The organism is Lachnospiraceae bacterium KGMB03038 (genome assembly GCA_007361935.1).
Taxonomy (GTDB): Bacteria; Bacillota; Clostridia; order Lachnospirales; family Lachnospiraceae; genus Massilistercora.
Genome location: CP041667.1, coordinates 571,547 through 594,502 on the forward strand (window position 1 = coordinate 571,547; position 22,956 = coordinate 594,502).

Here is a 22,956-nt window from a genome sequence, read left to right on the forward strand (position 1 = left end):
CCTTTTCCAGGAACCTGGCCTTGTGGCCGGGAAAGCAGTGGGCTATCGCCAAGCGGTAAGGCACAGGACTTTGACTCCTGCATTCGTTGGTTCGAATCCAACTAGCCCAGTTATAAGGGCGTGTAGCTCAGGTGGTAGAGCACTTGACTTTTAATCAAGTTGTCCGGGGTTCGAATCCCCGCACGCTCATGGAATGAGAGGGGCGGAAACCTAGTATTTGTACGGGTTTCCGCTATTTTTCTGTTTTCTTATACGGTGCTGTCTGGTGCCTGATTTTGCCGTTCAAAATGTTCCAATCGTGTTCCAATGTTCCATTTTTGTTCCATATCTTCCTTAAAAATTGATCGCGTCATTGACTGCCTCTGCCGCATTCTCCCGCTCCAGTATAATATGATTATATACCTCCAGGACCATCCTCTCTGTGTCTCCCATAAGCTGGGCGATTCTTCCGATCGATATCTTGGGAATCTGATAGCAGAGTTGCGTACAGTAATTGTGCCGGAACATGTGCCCGGTCAGGCCGGTGATCGGTTCGTCTGCGGCCTCATTCATCCGGCGCAGGATCCTGGCCCACATCTTGTCATAGCTGCTCTTGGTCACAGGCTGGCCGCTCGTTATCGTGAAGAGATAGGTCCTGTTTTTAGATTTCAGGCTTTGGACATATTCTTTCACGGCCGGAAAGACCAGATCCGGGATAGGTATGGTCCGGTACCCGTTTTCTGATTTTGGAATCTTAGTGATCGGGGTCCCCCGGACAAACTTGTGAGCCTTTGTTATGCTTACCTCCTGGGTGTCTATATGTATATCGAAAATTGTCAGCGCCAGAGCCTCCTCGCGCCTCAATCCGCAGCCATAGATCAGATAGACATAGATTTTATCCTGATCGTCAAAATCGGCCTTAAAAACGGCCCTGCGCTCGTTGTCAGTTAACGGCCGCTTTTCCGGGGCTGTATATTTCACTGGAGGAATAGACTGGAAGATGTCGGCCATAATGTTAGCGGGGTACAGGTGATCCGTCACGGCGGATTTCAGGATCTGTTTGAAGGTCATATAGATTTGCTGCTGGGTCCGTGTTTTTCCGTCTGCGTTGTTTAGGACCATCTGCAGATGGATCCGCTCAATGGACTGAAGCTGTATGCCTTCCAGGATAATCAGGTGCTTTTCGATCACGTTCTCATACATGGCCTGCGTGTTGGTTTCCGCCTGGTGCTTGTAGACCCGCTTCCATTCTCTCGCATAGTCCAAAAATGTTACATCCATCTTTCTGATCTGCCGACGCTCCCGGACTTGCTGCTCAAATTCCTGAACCTTCCGCTCCAGGTCTCGGCTGGATTTTTTCGATCGGATTGGTTTCCGGTGCTTTTTTCCAAGGTCGTCATAAGTCCCATCCCATACTCTGGCTGTAAAATATCCGTCTGAGCCTCGTGTGTACTTTGCTGTTGCCATGTCATCATCTCCCTTTTTTTGAAAATTGCATAATTGCATTTTTAGTTGCAATTTATGCGGAAAAGTTGCAATTTTGGGTATAAAAATAACAGCCAGCAGGAACGTGAGTTCCGCTTGCGCTGTCTCCCGGAAAATGATACAATACATATGACTCGTTGAAAAGCATTTCCTGATGTCCGGGAGGTGCACAGCCGCTCTGGTGTTGGTAGCGCCAGGGCGGTTTTTTAATAGACGGAAAAGCTGGTCACTTCTGGACTATCAGAAGTTCCAGATACTTTCGCTTCACAAGTTGCATCTGATTCAGCACCGTATTCATTGGTAATGGTGCATTCAGCTTTCAAAAACCAGGTTGTTTCATTTTCTGGTTGCTCTGCCAATTTCCCCATAATGTAGTGAAGCTCAAATCCATATGGATATTGAGACTTTCCATATTCATCTGTAGCCTGCCAAGCAGATGAGGCACTTAACGTTTCCTCCAATGTTTTTTTAATGGCGGAAGAGGCTTCATTTGAGGCAATATTTTCACTTGTATTCACAATTACTTCTACTGTCTTAGATTCAATATTGTGTGATTGCAATCCGGTCACAATCCATTTTCCCAGCTCGCTATCGCTATATACGGATAAATCTTCTGTTATTTCCAAACCGGAATCCTGATGAAAATATGTGGCTGTATACCCAAGATCATCCAATTTTGCTTTTGCCTCTGGAACAGTCAAATTTAAAACTTCATTTAACTGATCTGATTCAAGTTCTTCTGTTTTTTTGCATGACAAAGTGATTTCTGTTTCCGCTGTTTCTTCACTACCGGCTTCTGGTGTTTGCGTTACAACAGTCCAATTCGAAGAATCTAAAATTATAGAGCTTTCACCGGAAGAATCTGCAGATAGCGTGACAGTTGTAAACCCGGATTCTTTTAAAAGGTCGGAAGCTTCTTGAGCATTCATTCCCGTAACATCAGCTACCTTTATTTTCTCTTCTTCGCATGCTAATAGTCCTACGGATAATAGACATATTAAGACTGCTATAATTAAGGCTTTTTTCATAACTTTCCCTCCTCATTTGTACCTTACATTGAGAAATATATAATCCGCCTTGGCGGTTATACCTGCAATTTTCCTATCACCTTTCCCAGGCAAACGACATTGTCATCTTCCATGACAGGGATGTTAGGGTATTCTGGATTTCTGGAAATCAACTCTGTCTCACCTAATTCTTTTATAAAAGCCTCTCCATTTTTCACGAAAATCCCAACATCTCCAATGTTCATTTCCTTTCTCTGAGAAACTAGAGCGGCATCCCCATCATTAAAGTCTGGAGACATCGAATCCCCATTTACTCTAACTGCGTAATCCACATCATCATATTCCGGCCCGATTGGTATTGCCAACTGGTCTGCGGCTTCGTTACCAAGGATATAAATACCGCTTCCAGCGGAAGCGCTGTGTTGATAGGGGATGAACCTATTCAGCGAATTACTGGTCGAGGTGTATTCTATAATGTTCCGTGATTCTTCCCTATCATGAAGACGATTTAGGAGAGTAGTAACGGTCTCCTGGTCGTAGGGGGATAGACTGCGGTATTTTTTAATAATTTTTAATTCCTCGTATGTAATGCCAGAACTATTCTCTTGTGAAAATTCTTTCAGCATATCACATTCATAATATTCACATAGCTTTAGTAGCATGTCGCCGGACGGTTCGGACTTTCCTACTTCCCACGAACTGAATGTTGATTGTGGTATATCAAAGTGTTCATATACTTGTTTTTGAGAAAAACCGGCACGAAGGCGCAATTCTTTTAATTTTTTTGAAAATTCTTTGCTTGCCATATAAGCACCTCCTTTTAATTTCTATTATAACGAAACATTTTAACAAGTCAATAAAAATATTGAAAAATTCGTTAAGACATATTGACAAACGAATAAATCGATATTAATATATGATTATAACGAAATATTCGTTGTACGGGTCGCATTGGAGCGATGGTTTACGGTTACAGGAGAATTACTTCTCCAAAATGTAAGACGGAACAGGGTTGCTTACAAAATACGCGATTGAAACAATTCTGTATCCTTCTTTGAGAAGTTTTTTCACTTCTTCATATGAATCAGTGTGCTTCTTCGTGAGTATCACCTCCCTTCGAAGAGGTGATTTGCGACCCGTAAAAATATTATATCAGAAAGGAGTGATAAACGATATGTCCTTAGAGGATAACCTTGCCAAATATATAAAAGGAAAAGCAATCAATCTGTCGGACATGTCAAGACAGACAGGAATTTCTTATATGTCTTTGTACAACAGCCTGTTTAATGAAAATAGTGAAAGACAACTAAAAGCACGAGAACTTGTGGCAGTATGTATTTTCCTCGAAGTTGATCCGAGGGATTTTGTCGAGAAAACAGATGAGAAGGAGGTGAAAGAGAAGAGATGAAGTCAGAAAAATTCAACTCTATCCATATTGATTTGGAAAAAGGGATTTATAAAATTAACGGTGAGCCAGCGGACTTTATAACAGAACTGAAACTAGAGTGGAATCCAGAAGATGGATGGGCGCTCAACATATCTAAGGATAAGACATATTTGGCGCCCATTCAAAGGATTAAGGAATGAATTTAGAAATAAAATCAGTGACTTCTATTAATCCATTTTTAAAGCGGTTTTCCATGTAGATGATGCAATGTTCTGTGATTATGAAAGTTCCATCCAGATATGTTTTAACAAAGTTGGCTCTTTTTAATTCACCTATTGTATATAGATAGTCATCATGAAGCCAACCTGATAATTTAGATGTATTTTCCCTAAAATCTGGATGAAACGTATTTGCTTGACGCTTCGGAACGCCCCTCTTTCTACGATCGAGGTATTCTTTATAAGCGCAGCAAACGAGTAAATCCGCATCTTTTGTTAATTGCATAAATTCACCTCCCTGTAATGGGATTATACCACAGAAAGACTAACTATTAAAAGTCAAGTCTAAAATGAATATTTTAATGAAATAGGAGAAGGAGGTGGTGTGACGGTGAAATGTCCCAAATGCGGAGCAGAATCAAGAATCAAAGAAGACGATGTGTTTTGCTGTAAGTGCGGATATCCGTTAACGGCAAAAGCAAATGATGGCGACGATGCGGAATTAAAATCATTTTTCCTGGATGTGAGCTCCGGGGTAATGCTGATAAATGGTAAAGAAATAAATAATGTGACCGCATTCTCCTTGAATTTTAATGGAGGAAAATACGGTCTGTGTGTTACTCATGATGATCCATATAAAGCTATTGCCCCGTTAAGTATTGAAAAAGAAGTTTCATAGCGAGTTCAGGAAGCCAGTGATGCTTGGCCAATATATCACTGAACTTTGAGAGGAATCCCTTTTTTAAAGGAGCCTCATTTTCAATTAGTGCTTCGATGTATGTGACCATTTTTTCTGCTTCTGCTTTGTCCTCCGCCGAGATGTCTTGTGAGCGAATAAAAGACAAGGCTTCATTAACAGAGATTTCGTTGTTGATGGTTACGGCGCCGGAATTCCCAATAGCCGATCCAGTGACGGGAGCGTTGAAAATGTTAGTTTGAGCAGTGGGAGCTGTGACAGATTCAAGTTCTTTATAATGCATACCTTGGTGTGTGACATCCTGCACGAAACCGCCGCCTTTATAGCGTTTGATTCTCACATATCCTAAAGATTCCAGGTATTGCAAGGCTGAATCTACAGCGGAAAGTGATAATCCGGTATTTTCTGATATCACAATAAAATTCATCATGGATGATTCATAGTTTGGAAAAGCAGAAATTAAATAATCGAGAATGGTTTTAGATTCATTTGTAAGCAAGAAGTCACGTCCTTTCGTCATTTGATAGGAAAATTATACCAGATTTTTAGAGGAGGTGAAACGATGAAATATCCAAAACCAGTAATGCATAAGACTGAACTGCTTGACATGGGCTTTACCAGGACGTACCTGGATCGGGCCATTGCGGCACCAGGTCAGACATTCGCCTGGCCGATCAATCCGGCCAATAAGTCCAGTCCTGTGCTGTTTGATACAGAGGGGTTTGAACGCTGGAGACTGAAGGAGGTTGCCATGCGGGAGAGGGCGAGAAGGCAACAGAGAGGGGTGATGTAATGAAGAATAACCTAAAATTCGTAGAACCCATGAAGTTAAAACCCGGAACTGACTGGGAAAAACGACGGGAAATCCGGAGGAAAGAGCGGGAACTTGACCGCTGGTGGTGCAGGCTCTACCGAGCGTCACTGGCGCTGGAGATGGTCATAGCGGTCTTAGTGGTCTTGTGTATCGCACATTGCACGGGGCTGCTGCAGATGATGTGAGGAGTGGGAAAGATGAAGAGGTTAACAGTAAGCAGGATTGACGAGATCATCCGCACTCTCGAATCTACAGAGCATATAGATGACCAGACGCAATACCATAAAAATATGGCGATATCATACCTGAAGAATTATGCGGATCTGCTGGATGGGAAGGGGATTAAAAGTGTGAAAGTGAAAGAAGATGAGAAGAGTGGAAGAGGATAAGCAGAAGATCCTGGACTTGTTACTCCCAGCATTGCGGGAGACAAGAAACCTGCACGATCTGGATAACCTGGAATACTTTCCCCAGAACAGCCTGGTGTACGCCACATTTAAAAACGGATACATCAAGGTGGTTGATGTGGAGTGTGATTCTGGGACGGCTATGATCCAGGACGTGATCAGGGGGATCGTATAGGACGAGCGCCCTTACGAGGCGGCAACCTCGGGCGCTCTGGGATTTAATCAATATTATTGTAATCGAAAAAAGGAGAAATGTAAAGATGGCATACATAGGGATCGGGCCAGAGGAAGGGACCATCGCGGAAGAAGACCGGGCTTATGAGTATGCTCTGGAGAGATGTCTTCACGGCACGCCACAGGATCAGCAGGATTTCAAGGAACTGCTGATCGAGTGGTTCTATTCCGGGAACTGGATCAGGAAGGAGGACCATGGATAGGAAGGAGATCCTCTACATCATCCGTTGCTCTGACGGGACTATGAGATGTATCTATGGAACCTATGAAGCGGCGGTAGAAATGGCAGAGGAATATGTCAGGGGTACAGGCCTGACGTATGTGATCAGTTAAGGAGGCGCTATGGAGGTATATAAGATCTATGATTTCCCGGATGAATCTGCATGGCTGAAAGGCCGGATGAACGGGATCGGCGGGAGTGACGCCAGCGCTGTGATCGGCATGAATCCATACAAGAGTAACATCGATCTCTTCGAGGAGAAGATCGGCAGGCGGATCCCGGAGGACATCTCGGACAAGCCCTGCGTAGTCTATGGAAAGCTGGCAGAGGAGCCTATCCGAGCCCTGTTCCGGCTGGACTATCCAGAATACCAGGTAGAACATCATGAACATCGGATCCTGCAGAGTATCAAGTATCCGTTTATGCAGGCGTCCCTGGATGGGGAACTGGTGGACATGGATGGCCGCCGCGGGATCCTGGAGATCAAGACCACAAATATCCTGCAGTCCATGCAGCGGGAGAAGTGGAAGGACAGGATCCCGGACAACTATTATATCCAAGTGCTGCACTACCTGCTTGTGACAGGATATGAATTTGTGATACTCCGGGCGCATTTGAATACAGACTGGAACAGCGAGAAGCGGACCACAGTGAAACATTATTTCATTGAGCGGTCTGAGGTGCGGGAAGATCTGGATATGCTGCTCCGGGAGGAACAGAAGTTTTGGGAGTATGTGGAGAGCGGCAGGAAGCCGCCTCTCGTACTACCAGAAATATAAAAAAGAGAAGGAGGATTCTATGGAATTAAGGATCATCAGTCCCCAGGAAGGGGGATTCATAAAGGAAATCCAGTGGAACAAAGAAGAATTGAAAGCCTGGGTTGCCGAGAAAGTGAAGGATTATCGAGGATTGGTATTTACAGAGGCAACGATCCCGGACGCAAAGAAGGACCGGGCAGACCTCAACAAGCTGAAGAAGGCATTTGAGGACGAGCGGAAGCGGATCAAAAAGCTGTGTCTGGAGCCATACGAAGAGTTCGAGCGGCAGGAAAAGGAACTGATCGCCATGATCGATGAACCGCTCCAACTGATCGATTGTCAGATAAAAGAGGTGGAGGAGAAGCGAAAGGAAGAGAAACGCTTGCGAATCAAGGATCTGTTTTCAACGATCGGTTTTCAGGCATTTGTCTCTTTGGATATGATCTGGGATGAGAAATGGTTAAATGCAACGGTGTCTATGCCCAAGATCGAGGAACAGATGAAGAGCCGGATGTATCAGATTGGGGAAGATGTTTTCACAATCCGCAACCTTCCGGAATTCAGCTTTGAGGCTATGGAGGTCTATAAGAAGTCGTTGGATCTTACTAAGGCAATCCAGGAGGGACAGCGACTATCCGATATCCAGAAGCGAAAGGCAGCCTATGAGGAAGAGAGGCGCCGGAAAGAGGAAGCGGCGAAGCAGGGATCCGTTCACTCGGCGCAGGAACAGGAGGCGGTTCCCGCGGCACAGGAAGCCCAGTCGGAAGCGAAAGAAGCAGAGGATGATGTGGTATGTCTGGATTTCCGTGTATGGGGAACCAGGGACCAGATCATGGGTTTGAGACAGTACATGATTGGCAATAAGATTCGATTTGGAAAGGTGGAATAAGAAGATGGCAGTACAGAACAGTTTGGCAAAGAGTCAGCAAAGAATGGGACTTACGGCGTATCTGACGCAGGACGCTGTGAAGCGGCAGATCAACAGTGTAGTGGGTGGAAAGAATGGAACCCGGTTCATTTCTTCTATTGTGTCGGCTGTACAGACTACCCCAGCGCTTCAGGAGTGTACAAATCAGAGTATCTTATCAGCGGCGCTTCTGGGTGAGGCGCTGAATTTGTCACCATCCCCGCAACTGGGACAGTTCTATATGGTGCCTTTTGACAATAAAAAGAAAGGCGCCAAAGAAGCGCAGTTCCAGCTTGGGTATAAGGGGTATGTTCAGCTTGCAGAACGGTCTGGATATTATAAGAAACTGAACGTACTTGCAATCAGAGAAGGTGAATTGATCCGGTACGATCCTCTGAATGAAGAGATTGAGGTGGAATTGATCGAGGATGATGTTGTCCGGGAAGAAACCCCGGCCATGGGGTATTATGCCATGTTTGAGTACGAAAATGGATTCCGTAAGACTCTGTACTGGTCAAAAAAGAAAATGCTGGCCCATGCAGAGAAGTATTCCCAGGCGTTTAAGCGGAATGGCGGGGCAAAGTCCCTGGAACTATTGGAACAGGGGAAAATTCCAGAGAAAGAGATGTGGAAGTATTCCTCCTTCTGGTTCAAGGATTTCGATGGTATGGCCATGAAGACCATGCTCCGGCAGTTGATCAGTAAATGGGGAATCATGAGCATTGATCTTCAGACTGCGGTGGATAAGGATATGGCGGTGATCCACGAGGATGGGACAGTGGATTATGTAGAAAATGAATCGGTAGAGGATGATGTGGTGTCTGATCAGGACTTGAATGAGGTTCCTGACAATCATAATAATCCGCAGACAGAGCCGATACCACAGAAAGCGGAAAAACCGGACATTGAGTCAGAGTTTTTCAATAACTAATCTATTAGAGATAGAGCATTTCCTTTTTGGTTGATGTATCACATGTAACTTATCAATAACATTTAGCCCGCGCTGGATCAACTACAGTGCGGGCGGAAAGGAGAAACCTATGCGGTCAGTGACCTTTCAAGTCCCGGGAAAGCCCCAGGGAAAAGCCAGGGCCAGGACCTTCTACAGCCCGTCATCCGGCCGGCACATGTCTCACACGCCAGACCGGACCGTCCTGTATGAAAATCTGATCAAGGATCAATTCCTGAATCATGCGGACGGGTTCTATCTTGAGCGGGAGATCCCGGTGTCGCTGCGGATTGTAGCCAGGTTCCTGCCGCCAAAGAGCGCGGCAAAGAAAAAGCAGCAGCAGATGCTGGGAGGTGAGATCCTCCCGCTGAAGAAGCCGGACATGGACAATATCGTGAAGGTGGTGGCGGACGCTTTGAACGGCGTGGCATATCACGATGACACCCAGATCGTTCTGGTGTCCGCGAAGAAAGCCTATTCCGCGATGGAAGGGCTGGATATCACGGTTGAGGAATATTTAGGCGGGAGGTAGGTGAGGACATTGGCCAGACCAAAGAAGAGCGGCCTGTCATACTTCCCTCTGGACGTGGATTTCTTTGAAGATCCAAAGATAAAGATACTGAGAGCCCGATATGGGCGGGATGGTATCGTACTATACATCTACCTTCTCTGCAGAATCTATAAGCAGGGCTACTATATACAGGTGGATGATGATTTTGAGTATATCATATCTGATGACCTGAAAATGGATCAGAATAAGGCGAAGCAGGTCTTGAACTTCTTGCTGTCACGGTCACTGTTTGATAACACACTTTTTCAGTCGGACAAGGTCTTGACCTCTGCCGGAATACAGAGGAGATTTCAGCTGGCGGTAAAAGAGCGGGCAAAGAAAAATCCGATCGAAGTCGGGCGGTTCTGGCTTTTGAAAAAAGAAGAAACGGAACCTTTTATTAAATGCACCGTTTTTGGTGGTTTTTCCGGGAAAAACGAGAGTAATTCCGGGAAAAACGAGAGTAATTCACCGGAACAATCCCTAAAGAAAAGTAAAGTAAATAATATATATAATACTGCGTTTCCGCCAGAACTTGAGAAAGCCTTCCAGATGTACCTCCTTGTGCGTAAAAGTAATTACGGGGAGATCCTGCCGGAGCAGATCCAGGCATTGAGGGAAGATCTCCTGCAGTTGTCCACAGACGAAAAAGAACAGCTTGCTATCGTAAAGAAAGCCACAGCAGGAGGATGGAAGAGTTTTTACAAGTTGAAAAAGGAGCAAGCAAAGGACAAGCAGAATGGGAAGAAGAAAGGATTTGATAATTTCCAAGGTCGGGACTATGACATGGCAGATCTGGAGAGAAGATTAATAAAAAGGGGTGATATGTCATGATATCGACAGATCAGATTGAGATTTATGGTTTTGAATCCCTGGAGGATTTTGAACGATTCCGGCTGCGATGGATAATGGTCTGTTCAAAGATCAACCGCAACGGAAAAAATGCTGGCCGTTCGGAAGTAGCAGAGCGGCGGGCAAAGATATTAAAGATTATTTTGTAAAAACGGAAAGGAGGCGGGAGCCCCGGCCGGGAAAAGATATCTGGCTTCCTTTCGACATGGATTATTTAGAGTTTTTAAAAACAAAGATAGAGATTGCGCCGGAGAGTGGATTTGATGTAGATCCGGATGTGATCAATCCAGCGTTAAAGCCACACCAGCGGGACGCTGTGGCCTGGGCGTTAAAGGGTGGAAGGCGGGCTCTGTTTGAATCTTTTGGACTTGGCAAAACGATCCAGGAACTAGAGTTTTGCCGATTGGCCGCAGGACATGAAAAGAGACGAGCATTGATCGTTCTTCCTTTGGGTGTGAAACAGGAATTTTTGAGGGACGCCGCACAGCTTTTGAAGTATAGAGAAACATGGCCAGGATATAGGGATCCAGAATATTGTCGGACCATGGACGAGGTGAGGAAGTCGAAAAGCCAGATTGTGTTGACAAATTATGAACGGGTCCGGGATGGAGATATCGATCCGTCATATTTTGGGGCAACGTCCTTAGATGAAGCAAGTGTACTGAGATCCTTTGGGAGTAAGACATATCAGACATTTCTGGACAAGTTCAAGGGGGTGCCCTATAAGCTGGTGGCGACGGCAACACCGTCTCCAAACCGATATAAGGAGCTGATCCATTACGCAGGATATCTGGAGATCATGGACACCGGACAGGCGCTGACCAGGTTTTTCCAAAGGGACAGCACAAAAGCTAATAACCTGACACTCTACCCCAATATGGAAGATGAGTTCTGGCTGTGGGTGAGCTCCTGGGCGTTGTTCATCACAAAGCCGTCAGACCTGGATCCGGCTTATTCAGACGATGGATACGTGTTGCCGCCTTTGGATGTGAGATGGCACGAGATTCCAATCCACTATGGAGACGCGACAGAAAAAGATGGTCAGATGACGCTCTTTACAGACGCTGCCGCTGGACTAAAACAGGCGGCGGAAGTGAAGCGGAATACGATCGATATCCGGGTACAGAAGTTGAAAGAAATCGTGGAGGCGTATCCTGAAGAGCATTTTGTCTTATGGCATGACCAGGAAGCGGAACGCCACGCAATCAAGAAGGCGCTTCCTGAGGTCGTGGATATTTATGGATCTCAGGATTATGACATCCGTGAACAACGGGTGATCGATTTCTCAGAAGGAAGGACCAGGCTGTTTGCAACGAAGAAATCCTTGTCTGGATCTGGCTGCAACTTTCAACGGTATTGCCATCGGGAGATTTTCGTTGGGATTGACTATGAGTTCAATGATTTTATCCAGGCTGTGCACCGGTGCTACCGCTTCCTACAGGATAAACCGGTGATCATCGACATTATCTATATGGAGAATGAGCGGAAGATCAAGGAAGAACTGATCCGGAAATGGAAGGACCACGATCACATGATTGAGAAGATGATTGAGATTGTGAAGAAATATGGTCTTTCTTCCGCCGGGAAAGAGCAGGGACTGAAACGAAAGATGGGAGTGAAAACGGTGAGAGTAGAAGGCAAACACTATATGGCGGTACATGATGACTGTGTGGAAGAAGCAAGGAGGATGAAAGGCAATTCTGTTGGGCTGATCCATACTTCAATCCCGTTTGGGAACCATTATGAGTATAGTGCCAATTACAATGACTTTGGTCATAACCAGGATACGGAACGATTTTTTGAGCAGATGGATTTCCTGACACCGGAACTCTTTCGAGTACTGGAGCCCGGAAGGGTGGCGGCAATCCATGTGAAGGACCGGGTGCTGTTTGGAAATACCACGGGGACGGGAATGCCGACTGTGGAACCATTCCATGCGATGTGCATTAAGCACTATATGAAACATGGATTTCAATATTTTGGAATGATCACCGTGGTGACTGATGTGGTCCGGGAAAACAACCAGACCTATCGCCTTGGCTGGACGGAGCAGTGCAAGGATGGTTCCAAGATGGGAGTTGGGTGTCCGGAATATATTCTTCTCTTCCGGAAGCTGCCTTCAGATCGGTCAAACGCCTATGCGGATGATCCGGTGAAAAAGACTAAAGACGAGTATACACGGGCACAGTGGCAGATTGACGCGCATGGGTACTGGAGAAGCTCAGGTGATCGCCTTGTCAGTAAAGAGGAACTGAAAGAGATTTCTGTGGATAACCTGCAGGCAGTCTATCGGAAATACAGCCGCGGAACTGTCTATGATTATGATGAACATGTGAGACTGGCAGAAGAATTAGATCAGAACGGGAAACTTCCAGCCACTTTCATGGTTGTGGCGCCGGGATCCTGGAATCAGATGGAAGTTTGGGACGATATCAACCGTATGCGGACGTTGAACACAACGCAGAGCCGGAGAAGACAGCAGATGCACGTTTGCCCGTTGCAGCTTGATATTGTAGAACGTATCATCAATAGGTATTCCAATGAGGGGGATGTGGTACTGGATCCGTTTGGCGGGCTTATGACAGTACCGATGACCGCGGTGAAAATGAACCGGTATGGATATGGGATCGAACTGAATCCAGACTATTTCCGGGATGGAGTTGGATATTTAAAAGAGGCTGAGGATGAACGGGAAACGCCGACGTTGTTTGATTTTATGTAGAGTGAATGACAAATAAAAATCATGGGGTGAGTATACAGAAGCAAAGAAATAAGCGGTAGACCGTCCGCCAAGACTAATATCTACCGCTTCCACCTGAGGACATTATACCATAGCGGTCCTTGGGAGACAAGGAGGGAAAAGCTATGTATACACAGAAAGAGATATTACGGGACACTATATTGACCGGAATGAAACCATACCTTGATGCCGCAGTGCTGGATATCCTAAACCAGGTAGTCGTGCAGGCATTGTTTGATGTGGAGGTTACAGAGAGCCAAACGCTTCCGGCTACTAGGAATAATACCAATGAGCATATCCTGCAGTTATATATGACCAAAAAGGCTCCAAAGCTGAGCCCTAAAACCGTTAATTATTATCTACTGACTATCCGGCGATTTTCCGACTATGTGGATAAGTCTCTGCTGGACGTGACTGATATGGATGTGGAGTGTTACCTACAGGCCTATGCTCGCAAGGGAAATCAGGCCAGCACGGTCAATAATGAGAGACGTAACTTGTCCGCATTTTACACCTGGGCACGCAAAAGCCATCTGGTCAATGATAACCCAGTGGACGGAGTAGAGCCTTACAAAACGATAGACAAACCTATTGAATATATGGAGGACTGGGAGATGGAGGCTATGCGGGACGCCTGTAAGCTGGAAAAATCCAGTAAGGTTACTGAGATTAAGGAGTATAGGGAATGCTTGCGAGACCGGGCGCTGATTGAGTTTTTACGAAGCACGGCCGTTAGGGTATCAGAGTGTGCGTCTGTGGATATCCGGGATATCGATTGGCAGACTGGAGAGTTAGTGGTGTACGGTCAAAAGACCAGGAGCTATCGGACCGTCTGCTTGGACGATGCAGCCCGGTATCACGTCCGCAAGTACATAGATAGCAGGAGAGACAACGATCCGGCGCTATTTGCGTCACTTAAGGCCCCACATAATCGCCTGACTAAATCAGGGATTGAGAGTGCGATCAAGGCAGTGGCAATCCGGGCAGGCCTCAAACGCCGAGTGTACCCGCACCTATTTCGTAAGACCACAGCGACCAATATGACGCGGCGGGGGTGCCCTAGGGAGCTGATCGCACTGTATCTTGGACATAAAAACGGCAACACGCGGACGCTTAACGCTCATTACGCTGCTACTGACCAGGGACAAGTATTGGCTGCATTCCGACAGTATGGAGCTGCGGCTTAGGAAGGAGAAAATATGTATTAGAAGGAGGACAATCATGAAAAAGAAATCACCAGAACAGGAACTAGAAGGATTGCGCGCCTATATCCGTAAGGAAATCGAATGCTGGGAATATATCAACAAGAATGGGTGCAATGATCCTTTCTGGCCGGATGGAACCAATATGAATTTGACGCGGAACCATATTATATACGCAAAGAACCAAATATTAGAAATCTGCGAGGTGAACAAATTACCAATACCGGAAGAGATGTATCTACCAACCCCGCCGGAAGTAAATGATTACTACATGGCAAACCTGAAGCAGCGGGAACGGGTGAAACGGATTGACAATCCAGAAAAAATCACAACGAAGCGGACGAAATACGATCGAGAACAAATGTCATTATTTTAGGAGTGCGGAGTATTGCAACTAATAGCGACTAATTGCAAATGATTGCAACTAATTGCAACTAAATTTTGATTTAACGGAGGGACAAGGTTGATGTGAGAAAAAAACTAAAAGTGTGTTGGCTATCAGCGGGGGTGTCATCGTTTGTGGCAGGGTATTTGGCAAAAGAAGTGGATGAATATATCTACATTGACATTGATAATCAACACCCGGATAGCATGAGGTTTATTAAGGACTGTGAAAAAGCTTTGGAAAGACCGATAAAAATACTCAGATCTCCATATCGAAGTGTAGAGAATGTGATTAAACAATTTCGATATATTAACGGTGCCTACGGCGCGAAATGCACACAAATCCTGAAAAAGCGTGTGCGAAAAGAATGGGAAGATGCACATAAGGATTATGAGATTATATATGTCTGGGGATTTGATGTCGGAGAAAAGGGCCGTGCAGAACGCCTGAATGAATCTATGTCAGAGTTTGAGCATGAATACCCGTTGATAGAGAGAAATCTGACCAAACAAGACGCACATGCGATTCTGGACAGGCTGGGAATCAAGAGGCCGGTTATGTACGATCTTGGGTACCAGAACAATAATTGTATTGGATGCGTCAAGGGTGGAATGGGTTACTGGAACAAGATCAGGCAAGACTTCCCGGAAGTGTTTGACCGGATGGCGAAATTGGAAAGAGAAGTAGGGCACTCATGCATTAGAGGTGTCTTCCTGGATGAACTTTCCCCGGAACGAGGGCGAATAGAAGATGAGATTATGCAGGAGTGCGGAATTATGTGCTATTTAGCATTAAACTGATATTTAGGGCGTGACTGAAGGTGTGGTCACAGTAACTAGCGGTGTGGAGAGACCACTGCATAAGCGGGGTACGGGGCGATGTTGCAGAACAAACGAAGGGATGAATGACGATGAAAGAATTAACAGTAAAAGAATTAAGGGAAGCGCTGAAGGGCGTACCAGATGATCTGCCGGTACGCTTAAGTAGTGACACAGGGGTAGATCAGGGAGAGGGAGATATCATTATTGAGTCGGCGAACCGAGTAAAATGCGGTGATATGGAGTACTTTGATATCTATGCAAATGACATTGTTGACGATGAAGAAGACTGCGAGAGCCTTCCAGATGATGAGTTTGATAGGCTTATGGGACTTCTGGGAGAGCGGGGAGAATGACATGCAGGAATTAACATCAAAAGAAATAAATGAAATGAAGCACTGTATAGGGTTGGATTATAAAAAACCATACAAAAGACATGGAAAGGAATTTTACAAACCGTACAGAAACCGCTATGCAACATATGTCTACGATGAGGTTTGGAATGGATTAGTTGGAAAGGGGTTTTCAAAGCATGAAAGTGTAGATGAAAAACAAAGGACAGTGTTTTATTTGACCAGAAAAGGACTTGACGCTCTGGGAGACGTGATTGGTGTACATATCTATGATGAGGAGGACTGACATGCAGGAATTAGAGAAGATTCTGGAAGAGATAGATCAAAGGATTGAAAAGGCTGAGAAAATCATTGTTGATCATCCGAGTGACAAATTGGACGAAATAGCAAATGATACGGCTGAAGCGTTTATTGAGGCATATAAAGAGTGTCAGGATATCATCCACAAGCACCTATCTCGTGAAAACGACTCTGAAATCACGAGATTGTCACGAGATAATGACGGATGGATTCCGGTGGAGGAACGGTTGCCGGAAACGAATGAGGATGGACTGAGCGAAGATGTGCTGGTTAGTTTTTCTGATTCGCATAGTAGATGTATAGGATTTTATGATTTTAATAAAAAGCGCTGGTATGTACATGAATCATGCCCGTATATTGGCAGACTGATCGCATGGCGCCCTCTTCCAGAGCCATACCGCCCGGAAAGGAATCGGCCATGACGGTCCGTGATCTGATTGACCGCCTGCTGGTTGAGATTCAATCCGGCGAGCTGAAAGGTTCTGACCCGGTGCCGGCGGACCTCCTGGCGGATAGTGTGCTGGAGAGATACGGAGTGGCTGAGTACATAGCGGAGAAATACGGGATAGGGGAGGTTGGTAAGCATGGGGACTGATTGGAGCCCAGAGGGATATGCCTTATGTGCGGCCAAGGTGGTAGAGCAGGCGGCCCAGGACTACCGGAGGGCGCTGCGGCGGCTGTACCATCATCCAGAAGACGTAGCGGCGCAATCCGGGAAAGAAGAGTGCGAGAGGTTTTTCCGGCGGGATATAGGGATGTACTCCAATCTAGATGGGGAATCTATCATCCGTGAGATCCAAAAGCGGGTGAAAGGAGAGATGAAGCGATGAATAGAGCGATATTGAACAGGTACAAGCCAAACAAAAAAGAGTTGGCATTACTTGATCGGCAACTGAATCGACTGTACGGACGACTGGAGGAAGTCGAGGAAGTATCCGGGAAGGTATCAAAATCCTCGGATGACTGGCCGTACATAGAGGAGTATGTTACTGTCAGGATGGCAGAGCCGAAGGCCGCCGCGAAGATTAAGGACAAGATCAGGGTCAAGGAATCCAGGAGGCAGACGGTTATGTGTGAGGTTTTGGAGGTAGAGGGCTTCATCGAGAGCCTGCCGGAGGGGATTGAGAGGCAGATCCTAGAGATGGTCTACCTGGAAGGGATGAGCCAGGGAGAAGTTGGAGAGATATTGAACCTTGAAAGAAGCGGAATATCCAAAAAGATAAGTGGCTGCCTAAAAGATTCACAGCATTCACACTTTTAGTGTGCTATACTTATACTGAGAAAAGTGGATGACGTAGAGAACCCTCCTTTTTTCTCTCTAATGACATATAGACATACACGGTAAAAGACGCCTACCAGTTAGGGCGTCTTTTTCGTTGTATAAATCAGCCCAGAATGAAGGTGGTGACGTGCCAAGAGCAAGAAGTCCGAAACGGGATGAGGCTATGCGGATATGGCTTTCATCAAACGGACAAAAGAAACTGAAGGACATAGCTGCGGAGATGGGGGTGTCAGAAACCCAGATCCGCAAGTGGAAAAACCAAGATAAATGGAATGGTAACGTTACCAAACTGGCGAAAGGTAACGTTACCAAACGGAAACGCGGCGGGCAGCCAGGTAACAAGAACGCTGTCGGCCACGGCGCACCGCAGGGGAATCAGAACGCCACGAAGCACGGGCTATTCTCCCGGTATCTTCCAGAAGATACCAGGGAGCTTTTTTATTCCCTGGATTCCGCTGATCCGCTTGATCTTCTGTGGGATCAGATCAAGCTTGCTTATACGGCCATTATCCGGGCACAGCAGATCATGCACGTCCGGGACCGGAAGGACAAGACTATTGAGAAGGTCGAAGAAAAAGACGGTAATGTGATCGGGGAGCGATGGGAGGTACAGCAGGCTTGGGACAAGCAGGCTTCCTTCCTGCAGGCGCAGGCCAAGGCCCAGAGAGAGTTGACCAGCATGATCCGGCAGTACGAAGAGTTGCTGCATAAGAACTGGAAATTGGCGACAAAAGAGCAGAAAGCCAGAATCGCACAGTTAAAAGCCCAAACACAGAAAATCACGGGAGAGGGGCTTGAAGTAGAAGATATGTCGGAAATCGAGGCGGAGATCTATGAAGCAGATCAGGAAAAAGAAAACGCTTAATTATGTGTTTTCTGAAAAGCATAAAGATTATATCCGGGCCTGTCGTGATTGCGAATTCAATGTGGCGGAAGGAGCTGTCCGGGCTGGGAAGACGGTAGACAATGTTTTTGCATTTGCTCAAGAATTGAAAACGACACCTGACAGAATCCACCTTGCGACAGGATCCACAGTTGGAAATGCCAAGCTAAACATTGGTGTCTGTAATGGACTTGGTCTGGAGAATATATTCAGGGGACAATGCCACTGGGGGAAATTTAAGGATAATGAGGCTCTGTTTGTGAGAGGGCCTGATACCGGATGGCGACAGAGGATTATCATATTTGCGGGCGGGGCAAAAGAAGACAGCTATAAACGTATCCGAGGAAACTCTTATGGTATGTGGATCGCTACTGAAATAAGCCTCCATCATGATAAAACGATCAAGGAGGCCAATAATCGTCTGCTGGCGGCACGGCGATTAAAGATATTTTGGGACCTAAATCCTGATAACCCGAAACATCCAATATACACAGATTACATAGACAAGTACAGGGATATGGCCGCCGCGGGCAACTTCCCTGGGGGCTACAACTATATGCACTGTACGATCTATGATAATAAAACTATCACTGCTGAGCGCCTGAAGCGGATAGAGAGCAGATATGACAAAAACAGTATCTGGTATATGCGGGATATCAAGGGTATGCGTGTTGTGGCGAGTGGCCTTATCTACCGTAGATTTGCGGATGACGTTAGCACCCAGCAATATACATTCCGTCTGGCGGATAAGCCCAAAGATATCATGGAGATTATCCTTGGGATAGACTTTGGCGGCTCGGCTTCCGGCCATTCTTTTTCCGCGACCGCTATTACCAGAGGGTATAGATTTGTTGTTGCTTTAGCGACTGAGATGATCCCCTGTAAGGATAAAAGCGGTAATCAGATAGAGATTGATCCAGAACTGTTGGGTAATATGTTTTGTGATTTTGCGCAGCGGATATTAAGCATATACGGCTTTGTTACAACCGTATACGCGGATTCTGCGGAGCAGACGTTGATCGCCGGGATCCGAAGCAGTCTTAGAAAGCACGGATTGGGATGGATCAGGGTGGAAAATGCGCTCAAGACGGAGATCAATGACCGGATAAATGCACTTGCTATCTTAATGGCGCAGAGAAGATTTTTCTATGTGGAAAATCAATGCAACAGTCTGGAAACAGCGCTGTGCACGGCTGTATGGGATCCAGATGAGATTACGAAAAATGTCAGGTTGGATGATGGAACGAGCGATATAGACAGCCTGGACAGTTTTGAGTATACATTTGAGCGGCGGATCAGCCAGCTCATCAAATATGGATAGGTGAGGCAAATGAGATATACGAAAATGTATGAGGCGATCGCAAAGATCCTAAAAACTGAAGAGCAGATATCTTTTGTGATGTCAGATATCATGGCTAAGCGTATCGAGCTATGGTCTATGCTTTTCCAAGATAAGGAACCTTGGCTCAGTGATACGGTAAAAAGTTTGAATCTCCCCGCCTCTATTGCTGGAGAGATTGCAAGGCTTGTGACCCTTGAGATGGACACTAAAGTGGAGGGAAGCGCAAGAGCGGCGTATATAGATAAAGTCTACCAAAAGACAGTTAAAAAATTGAGGATCTATGTAGAATTTGCCTGTGCAAAAGGAGGTCTTATCCTAAAGCCATATGTGACAGACTCTGGGATGTGTACAGAATTTATACAGGCAGACAGTTTTTTTCCTCTTTCCTTTGATGACGATGACAATATAACACGCTGCGTCTTTCTGGACCAGTTTCGAGATGGGAATTCCATCTATACAAGGATTGAATATCATAAGCTTGATGGAGGATTTCTGACGATCAGGAATAGGGCTTTTGTATCTATGACAGATGGAGTTTTAGGATCGGAGATACCACTTCATATCGTACCCAAATGGGGCGGGCTTGAGAGCCAGATGATATTTGAAAATGTTCAGAAACTGCCGGTTGGATATTTTAAGGTCCCGATGGCGAATCAGGAAGACAATACCAGCCCCCTGGGGGTGTCCTGCTATAGTCGAGGGGTTGGTCTCATTAAAGAGGCCGATGAAAGATATTCTCAGATTAGCTGGGAATACAAAGGGAAAGAGGTCGCGGTACACATAGCGGAGAGCCTGCTATCCAGAAATCCCCAAACCCAAGAACTTGAGTATCCAGATGGAAAGAAACGGTTATATCGTGAGCTGGATTATAACTCTGGAGCTGTAGATAAACCGCTGTTAGATGTGTTTTCTCCAGATATTCGCGATCAGTCCCTGTTTAATGGACTGAACCAGCAGTTGAGGCGAGTAGAGTTTGCGTGTAATCTGGCTTATGGGACATTGTCAGATCCAAACAATACGGACAAAACAGCGGAAGAGATACGGGCCAGCAAGCAAAGATCCTATTCCTTCGTGGAATCCTGTCAGAGTGCGTTACAGGACGCTCTGGACGATTATATCACAGCCATTGATTTCTGGGCTACAATATATAACTTGGCGCCATTCGGGAACTATCACACATCCTACAAATGGGATGATTCTCTTGTGGTGGATACAGAGAAAGAACGCCAAACAGATCGAGCGGATGTTGCAATGGGGGCAATGCAGTTATGGGAATACCGAGCAAAGCACTATGATGAAGACGATGAGACTGCCAAACGAATGGTGGCGCAACCGGCCGATCTGATTGAAGAGTAGGTGATATCGAATGATGAGCCAAGGAGAGATCGAGGCGCTGACCATTACAATGGAGCAGGCTGCGGCAAAGTTGGAGCGAGACATCATGCTGGATATCGTCCGCAGGATCAAAGCCAATGCCGGAATGACATCTACGGCAGAGTATCAGATCAACCGCCTGCGGCAACTTGATCTATCAGATGCCTATATACAGGAGCAGATCCAGACATATCTCAAAGTGTCCAACGATGAAATGGAGCGGATTTTTAATAATGTCGTCGAAAATCAATATGAGAAGTTTAATGGCATCTATGAATCCACTGGAATATCTCAAAAACCCTTTGGAGATCACGTGGCAATTCAGACGGTGATTTCCTCTGCGCTTGCCCAGACGGATGAAACATTCAAGAATATCTCTCAGAGCATGGGTTTTTCTGTCAAGAAGGGCGGGAAAACGGAGTTTCTTCCGGTGGCTGAATATTACCAGCAGACATTGGACAATGCCATTCTTGGGATAGCAACAGGGGCTTTTGATTACAACTCTGCACTGAACAGAGTGGTTAAGCAGATGACTATGAGCGGCCTTAGGACTATTGATTATGCCTCTGGGAGATCCTATCGGATAGAATCCGCTTCCAGGACGGCCCTCATGACAGGATTTTCCCAGATTACTGGCTATATGAATGAGCAGGTAGCCGCAGAGTTGGGGACAGATAATTATGAGGTGTCCTACCACATGGGCGCCAGGCCAACCCATCAATGGTGGCAGGGAAGGGTGTACAGCTACCAAGAGCTGATCTATACTTGTGGACTTGGCACTGTCACAGGATTGTGCGGGATCAACTGCTATCACTGGTATGAGCCCTTCATCCGTGGCGTATCGGCCAGAAATTATACAGATAAAGAACTGGACGCAATGATCCGGGAAGAGAATCGCCCAAAATCTTACCAGGGAAAGGAATATACCACTTACACGGCCCTTCAGAAGCAGAGAAAGATGGAGCTCCTAATGCGAAAGCAACGCCAGGACATTATGCTGTTGAAAGAAGGAGGTGGAAGCTCCCTTGATATTCTGGCGGCACAGGCCAGATATAGGTACACGATGAATGACTATGTATCATTCTCCAAGGCCATGAACCTACCACAGCAGATGGAAAGGGTGTATATGGATGGGCTTGGAAAGGTAGGAAGGAGCGGAACGATTCCAAGGCCAAAACGCAGAGAGAAAAATACGGGGGCTTTTTCTGTACTTGAAGTTCCTATGCAAAAAAGAACCGTTGACCGTATTGCTAAGAAATATGGAATAACTATATCCGATTTGCAGATAAAAATACAAAGAGACGAGGAACACTTGCGGCGTCCGATGATGGGATGTGCTGATTATGATAATATCGGAAGGATTGACTTGTTTCCCAATTCTTTCAAAAATGAGGAAGCGCTGATCAGGACACTGATACATGAGCGATGTCATGTGCTGCAGCTTAGAAAATATGGCAAGAAATATACGCAGGAGCATATCAATAAGATGGAGGAAGTTGCATACAAGTTCGAAGATTTCTGGTATAATATAGTCAGAAAGAGGGTGCAGCCATGAAGTGGTTAGAAAATTTAGACAATATTGTAAAAGAAAAAAAGCCGGGGAAATGTCCACATTGCGGAAGTGAAGATACAGACTATAGTTGCACGATAGTCATACCGGAAAAGAGATTGGGGCATATGACAATCTGGTGCAACGACTGTATGAGAGGATATCACATATCACGGATGGAAGTTCCAGAAGGATTTAAAACAGGTGGGAAAATCCCGGAGGGTTTGAAATACTAATACCGCTCATTCTTTGGATTGGGTGGTA

Annotated in this window: 30 protein-coding genes, 2 tRNA genes and 1 pseudogene; 28 read left to right on the plus strand and 5 right to left on the minus strand. The window is 45.8% G+C overall.

The window, feature by feature from the left end:
- Nucleotides 1-38 precede the first annotated feature (38 nt).
- Nucleotides 39-110, plus strand: a tRNA-Gln gene (locus FND36_02745).
- A 6-nt stretch (nt 111-116) separates the two neighbouring features.
- A tRNA-Lys gene (locus FND36_02750) sits at nt 117-189 on the plus strand.
- A 144-nt stretch (nt 190-333) separates the two neighbouring features.
- On the opposite strand, the gene FND36_02755 is transcribed toward FND36_02750, so the two are convergent.
- From FND36_02755 to FND36_02765, 3 genes are all read right to left on the minus strand, one after another.
- Nucleotides 334-1,446, minus strand: a complete 1,113-nt coding sequence (locus FND36_02755; protein ID QDW73056.1) for a site-specific integrase — start codon at nt 1,444-1,446, stop codon at nt 334-336.
- A 224-nt stretch (nt 1,447-1,670) separates the two neighbouring features.
- Nucleotides 1,671-2,492 carry a PASTA domain-containing protein gene (locus tag FND36_02760; GenBank protein QDW73057.1) on the minus strand — a complete coding sequence of 274 codons (822 nt, stop codon included), beginning with the start codon at nt 2,490-2,492 and terminating at the stop codon, nt 1,671-1,673.
- 56 nt (nt 2,493-2,548) lie between these two features.
- Nucleotides 2,549-3,133, minus strand: a complete 585-nt coding sequence (locus tag FND36_02765) for a S24 family peptidase (GenBank protein QDW75518.1) — start codon at nt 3,131-3,133, stop codon at nt 2,549-2,551.
- Nucleotides 3,134-3,645: 512 nt separating this feature from the next.
- On the opposite strand from FND36_02765, the gene FND36_02770 reads away from it, so the two are divergent.
- Both FND36_02770 and FND36_02775 read left to right on the plus strand, forming a co-directional pair.
- On the plus strand, nt 3,646-3,879 hold the full coding sequence (locus tag FND36_02770; GenBank protein ID QDW73058.1) for a hypothetical protein: 234 nt from the start codon (nt 3,646-3,648) through the stop codon (nt 3,877-3,879).
- Entirely contained in the window at nt 3,876-4,058 is a 183-nt protein-coding gene (locus tag FND36_02775) for a hypothetical protein (protein QDW73059.1), read from the plus strand. Before FND36_02770 ends, FND36_02775 begins: the two co-directional genes overlap by 4 nt.
- Here the strand turns inward: FND36_02775 and FND36_02780 are convergent.
- Nucleotides 4,048-4,362, minus strand: a complete 315-nt coding sequence (locus tag FND36_02780) for a hypothetical protein (GenBank protein QDW73060.1) — start codon at nt 4,360-4,362, stop codon at nt 4,048-4,050. The genes FND36_02775 and FND36_02780 overlap by 11 nt on opposite strands.
- Nucleotides 4,363-4,467: 105 nt before the next feature.
- Here FND36_02780 and FND36_02785 point away from each other — a divergent pair, with 105 nt between their 5' ends.
- Nucleotides 4,468-4,755: a zinc ribbon domain-containing protein gene (locus FND36_02785; protein ID QDW75519.1), complete on the plus strand. Its 288-nt coding sequence runs from the start codon at nt 4,468-4,470 to the stop codon at nt 4,753-4,755.
- On the opposite strand, the gene FND36_02790 is transcribed toward FND36_02785, so the two are convergent.
- Entirely contained in the window at nt 4,718-5,272 is a 555-nt protein-coding gene (locus tag FND36_02790) for a hypothetical protein (GenBank protein ID QDW73061.1), read from the minus strand. The two genes, FND36_02785 and FND36_02790, sit on opposite strands and share 38 nt — an antisense overlap.
- A 63-nt stretch (nt 5,273-5,335) precedes the next feature.
- Here FND36_02790 and FND36_02795 point away from each other — a divergent pair, with 63 nt between their 5' ends.
- From FND36_02795 to FND36_02905, 23 genes and pseudogenes are all read left to right on the plus strand, one after another.
- Nucleotides 5,336-5,566 (plus strand): hypothetical protein, encoded by a 231-nt coding sequence (locus tag FND36_02795; GenBank protein ID QDW73062.1) that lies wholly within the window; start codon nt 5,336-5,338, stop codon nt 5,564-5,566.
- On the plus strand, nt 5,566-5,772 hold the full coding sequence (locus FND36_02800) for a hypothetical protein (GenBank protein ID QDW73063.1): 207 nt from the start codon (nt 5,566-5,568) through the stop codon (nt 5,770-5,772). The genes FND36_02795 and FND36_02800 overlap by 1 nt, the downstream gene beginning before the upstream one ends.
- A 12-nt stretch (nt 5,773-5,784) precedes the next feature.
- Nucleotides 5,785-5,976, plus strand: a complete 192-nt coding sequence (locus tag FND36_02805) for a hypothetical protein (protein QDW73064.1) — start codon at nt 5,785-5,787, stop codon at nt 5,974-5,976.
- Nucleotides 5,954-6,169, plus strand: coding sequence for a hypothetical protein (locus tag FND36_02810; protein QDW73065.1), 216 nt, complete (start codon nt 5,954-5,956; stop codon nt 6,167-6,169). Before FND36_02805 ends, FND36_02810 begins: the two co-directional genes overlap by 23 nt.
- 401 nt (nt 6,170-6,570) lie before the next feature.
- A complete protein-coding gene (locus FND36_02815) occupies nt 6,571-7,227 on the plus strand; it encodes a YqaJ viral recombinase family protein (protein ID QDW73066.1) in 657 nt (218 codons plus the stop codon).
- Nucleotides 7,181-8,095: a DUF1351 domain-containing protein gene (locus FND36_02820; protein ID QDW73067.1), complete on the plus strand. Its 915-nt coding sequence runs from the start codon at nt 7,181-7,183 to the stop codon at nt 8,093-8,095. The genes FND36_02815 and FND36_02820 overlap by 47 nt, the downstream gene beginning before the upstream one ends.
- A gap of 4 nt (nt 8,096-8,099) precedes the next feature.
- Nucleotides 8,100-9,044, plus strand: coding sequence for a recombinase (locus tag FND36_02825; protein ID QDW73068.1), 945 nt, complete (start codon nt 8,100-8,102; stop codon nt 9,042-9,044).
- A gap of 109 nt (nt 9,045-9,153) precedes the next feature.
- Nucleotides 9,154-9,594 carry a RusA family crossover junction endodeoxyribonuclease gene (locus FND36_02830; GenBank protein ID QDW73069.1) on the plus strand — a complete coding sequence of 147 codons (441 nt, stop codon included), beginning with the start codon at nt 9,154-9,156 and terminating at the stop codon, nt 9,592-9,594.
- A 9-nt stretch (nt 9,595-9,603) separates the two neighbouring features.
- A complete protein-coding gene (locus FND36_02835; protein ID QDW73070.1) occupies nt 9,604-10,446 on the plus strand; it encodes a DUF4373 domain-containing protein in 843 nt (280 codons plus the stop codon).
- A 223-nt stretch (nt 10,447-10,669) separates the two neighbouring features.
- Nucleotides 10,670-13,186 (plus strand): DNA methylase N-4, encoded by a 2,517-nt coding sequence (locus FND36_02840; GenBank protein QDW73071.1) that lies wholly within the window; start codon nt 10,670-10,672, stop codon nt 13,184-13,186.
- Nucleotides 13,187-13,329: 143 nt separating this feature from the next.
- The gene (locus tag FND36_02845) at nt 13,330-14,391 is read left to right on the plus strand and encodes a tyrosine-type recombinase/integrase (protein QDW73072.1); all 1,062 of its coding nucleotides are present in this window, start codon (nt 13,330-13,332) and stop codon (nt 14,389-14,391) included.
- A gap of 34 nt (nt 14,392-14,425) precedes the next feature.
- Nucleotides 14,426-14,782 carry a hypothetical protein gene (locus FND36_02850; protein QDW73073.1) on the plus strand — a complete coding sequence of 119 codons (357 nt, stop codon included), beginning with the start codon at nt 14,426-14,428 and terminating at the stop codon, nt 14,780-14,782.
- 92 nt (nt 14,783-14,874) lie between these two features.
- Nucleotides 14,875-15,591 (plus strand): phosphoadenosine phosphosulfate reductase, encoded by a 717-nt coding sequence (locus tag FND36_02855; protein ID QDW73074.1) that lies wholly within the window; start codon nt 14,875-14,877, stop codon nt 15,589-15,591.
- A 110-nt stretch (nt 15,592-15,701) separates the two neighbouring features.
- A pseudogene (locus tag FND36_02860) lies at nt 15,702-15,893 on the plus strand (hypothetical protein).
- A gap of 73 nt (nt 15,894-15,966) precedes the next feature.
- Nucleotides 15,967-16,248 (plus strand): hypothetical protein, encoded by a 282-nt coding sequence (locus FND36_02865; protein QDW73075.1) that lies wholly within the window; start codon nt 15,967-15,969, stop codon nt 16,246-16,248.
- Nucleotides 16,232-16,684, plus strand: coding sequence for a DUF551 domain-containing protein (locus FND36_02870; GenBank protein ID QDW73076.1), 453 nt, complete (start codon nt 16,232-16,234; stop codon nt 16,682-16,684). Before FND36_02865 ends, FND36_02870 begins: the two co-directional genes overlap by 17 nt.
- 162 nt (nt 16,685-16,846) lie before the next feature.
- Nucleotides 16,847-17,092, plus strand: a complete 246-nt coding sequence (locus tag FND36_02875; protein ID QDW73077.1) for a hypothetical protein — start codon at nt 16,847-16,849, stop codon at nt 17,090-17,092.
- On the plus strand, nt 17,089-17,523 hold the full coding sequence (locus tag FND36_02880) for a sigma-70 family RNA polymerase sigma factor (GenBank protein ID QDW73078.1): 435 nt from the start codon (nt 17,089-17,091) through the stop codon (nt 17,521-17,523). The genes FND36_02875 and FND36_02880 overlap by 4 nt, the downstream gene beginning before the upstream one ends.
- 148 nt (nt 17,524-17,671) lie before the next feature.
- Entirely contained in the window at nt 17,672-18,409 is a 738-nt protein-coding gene (locus FND36_02885) for a terminase (GenBank protein ID QDW73079.1), read from the plus strand.
- On the plus strand, nt 18,378-19,748 hold the full coding sequence (locus tag FND36_02890; GenBank protein QDW73080.1) for a PBSX family phage terminase large subunit: 1,371 nt from the start codon (nt 18,378-18,380) through the stop codon (nt 19,746-19,748). The genes FND36_02885 and FND36_02890 overlap by 32 nt, the downstream gene beginning before the upstream one ends.
- Before the next feature lie 9 nt (nt 19,749-19,757).
- Nucleotides 19,758-21,125 carry a phage portal protein gene (locus FND36_02895; GenBank protein QDW73081.1) on the plus strand — a complete coding sequence of 456 codons (1,368 nt, stop codon included), beginning with the start codon at nt 19,758-19,760 and terminating at the stop codon, nt 21,123-21,125.
- A 10-nt stretch (nt 21,126-21,135) separates the two neighbouring features.
- Nucleotides 21,136-22,698 carry a minor capsid protein gene (locus FND36_02900; GenBank protein QDW73082.1) on the plus strand — a complete coding sequence of 521 codons (1,563 nt, stop codon included), beginning with the start codon at nt 21,136-21,138 and terminating at the stop codon, nt 22,696-22,698.
- A complete protein-coding gene (locus FND36_02905; GenBank protein QDW73083.1) occupies nt 22,695-22,928 on the plus strand; it encodes a hypothetical protein in 234 nt (77 codons plus the stop codon). Before FND36_02900 ends, FND36_02905 begins: the two co-directional genes overlap by 4 nt.
- Nucleotides 22,929-22,956: the final 28 nt, after the last annotated feature.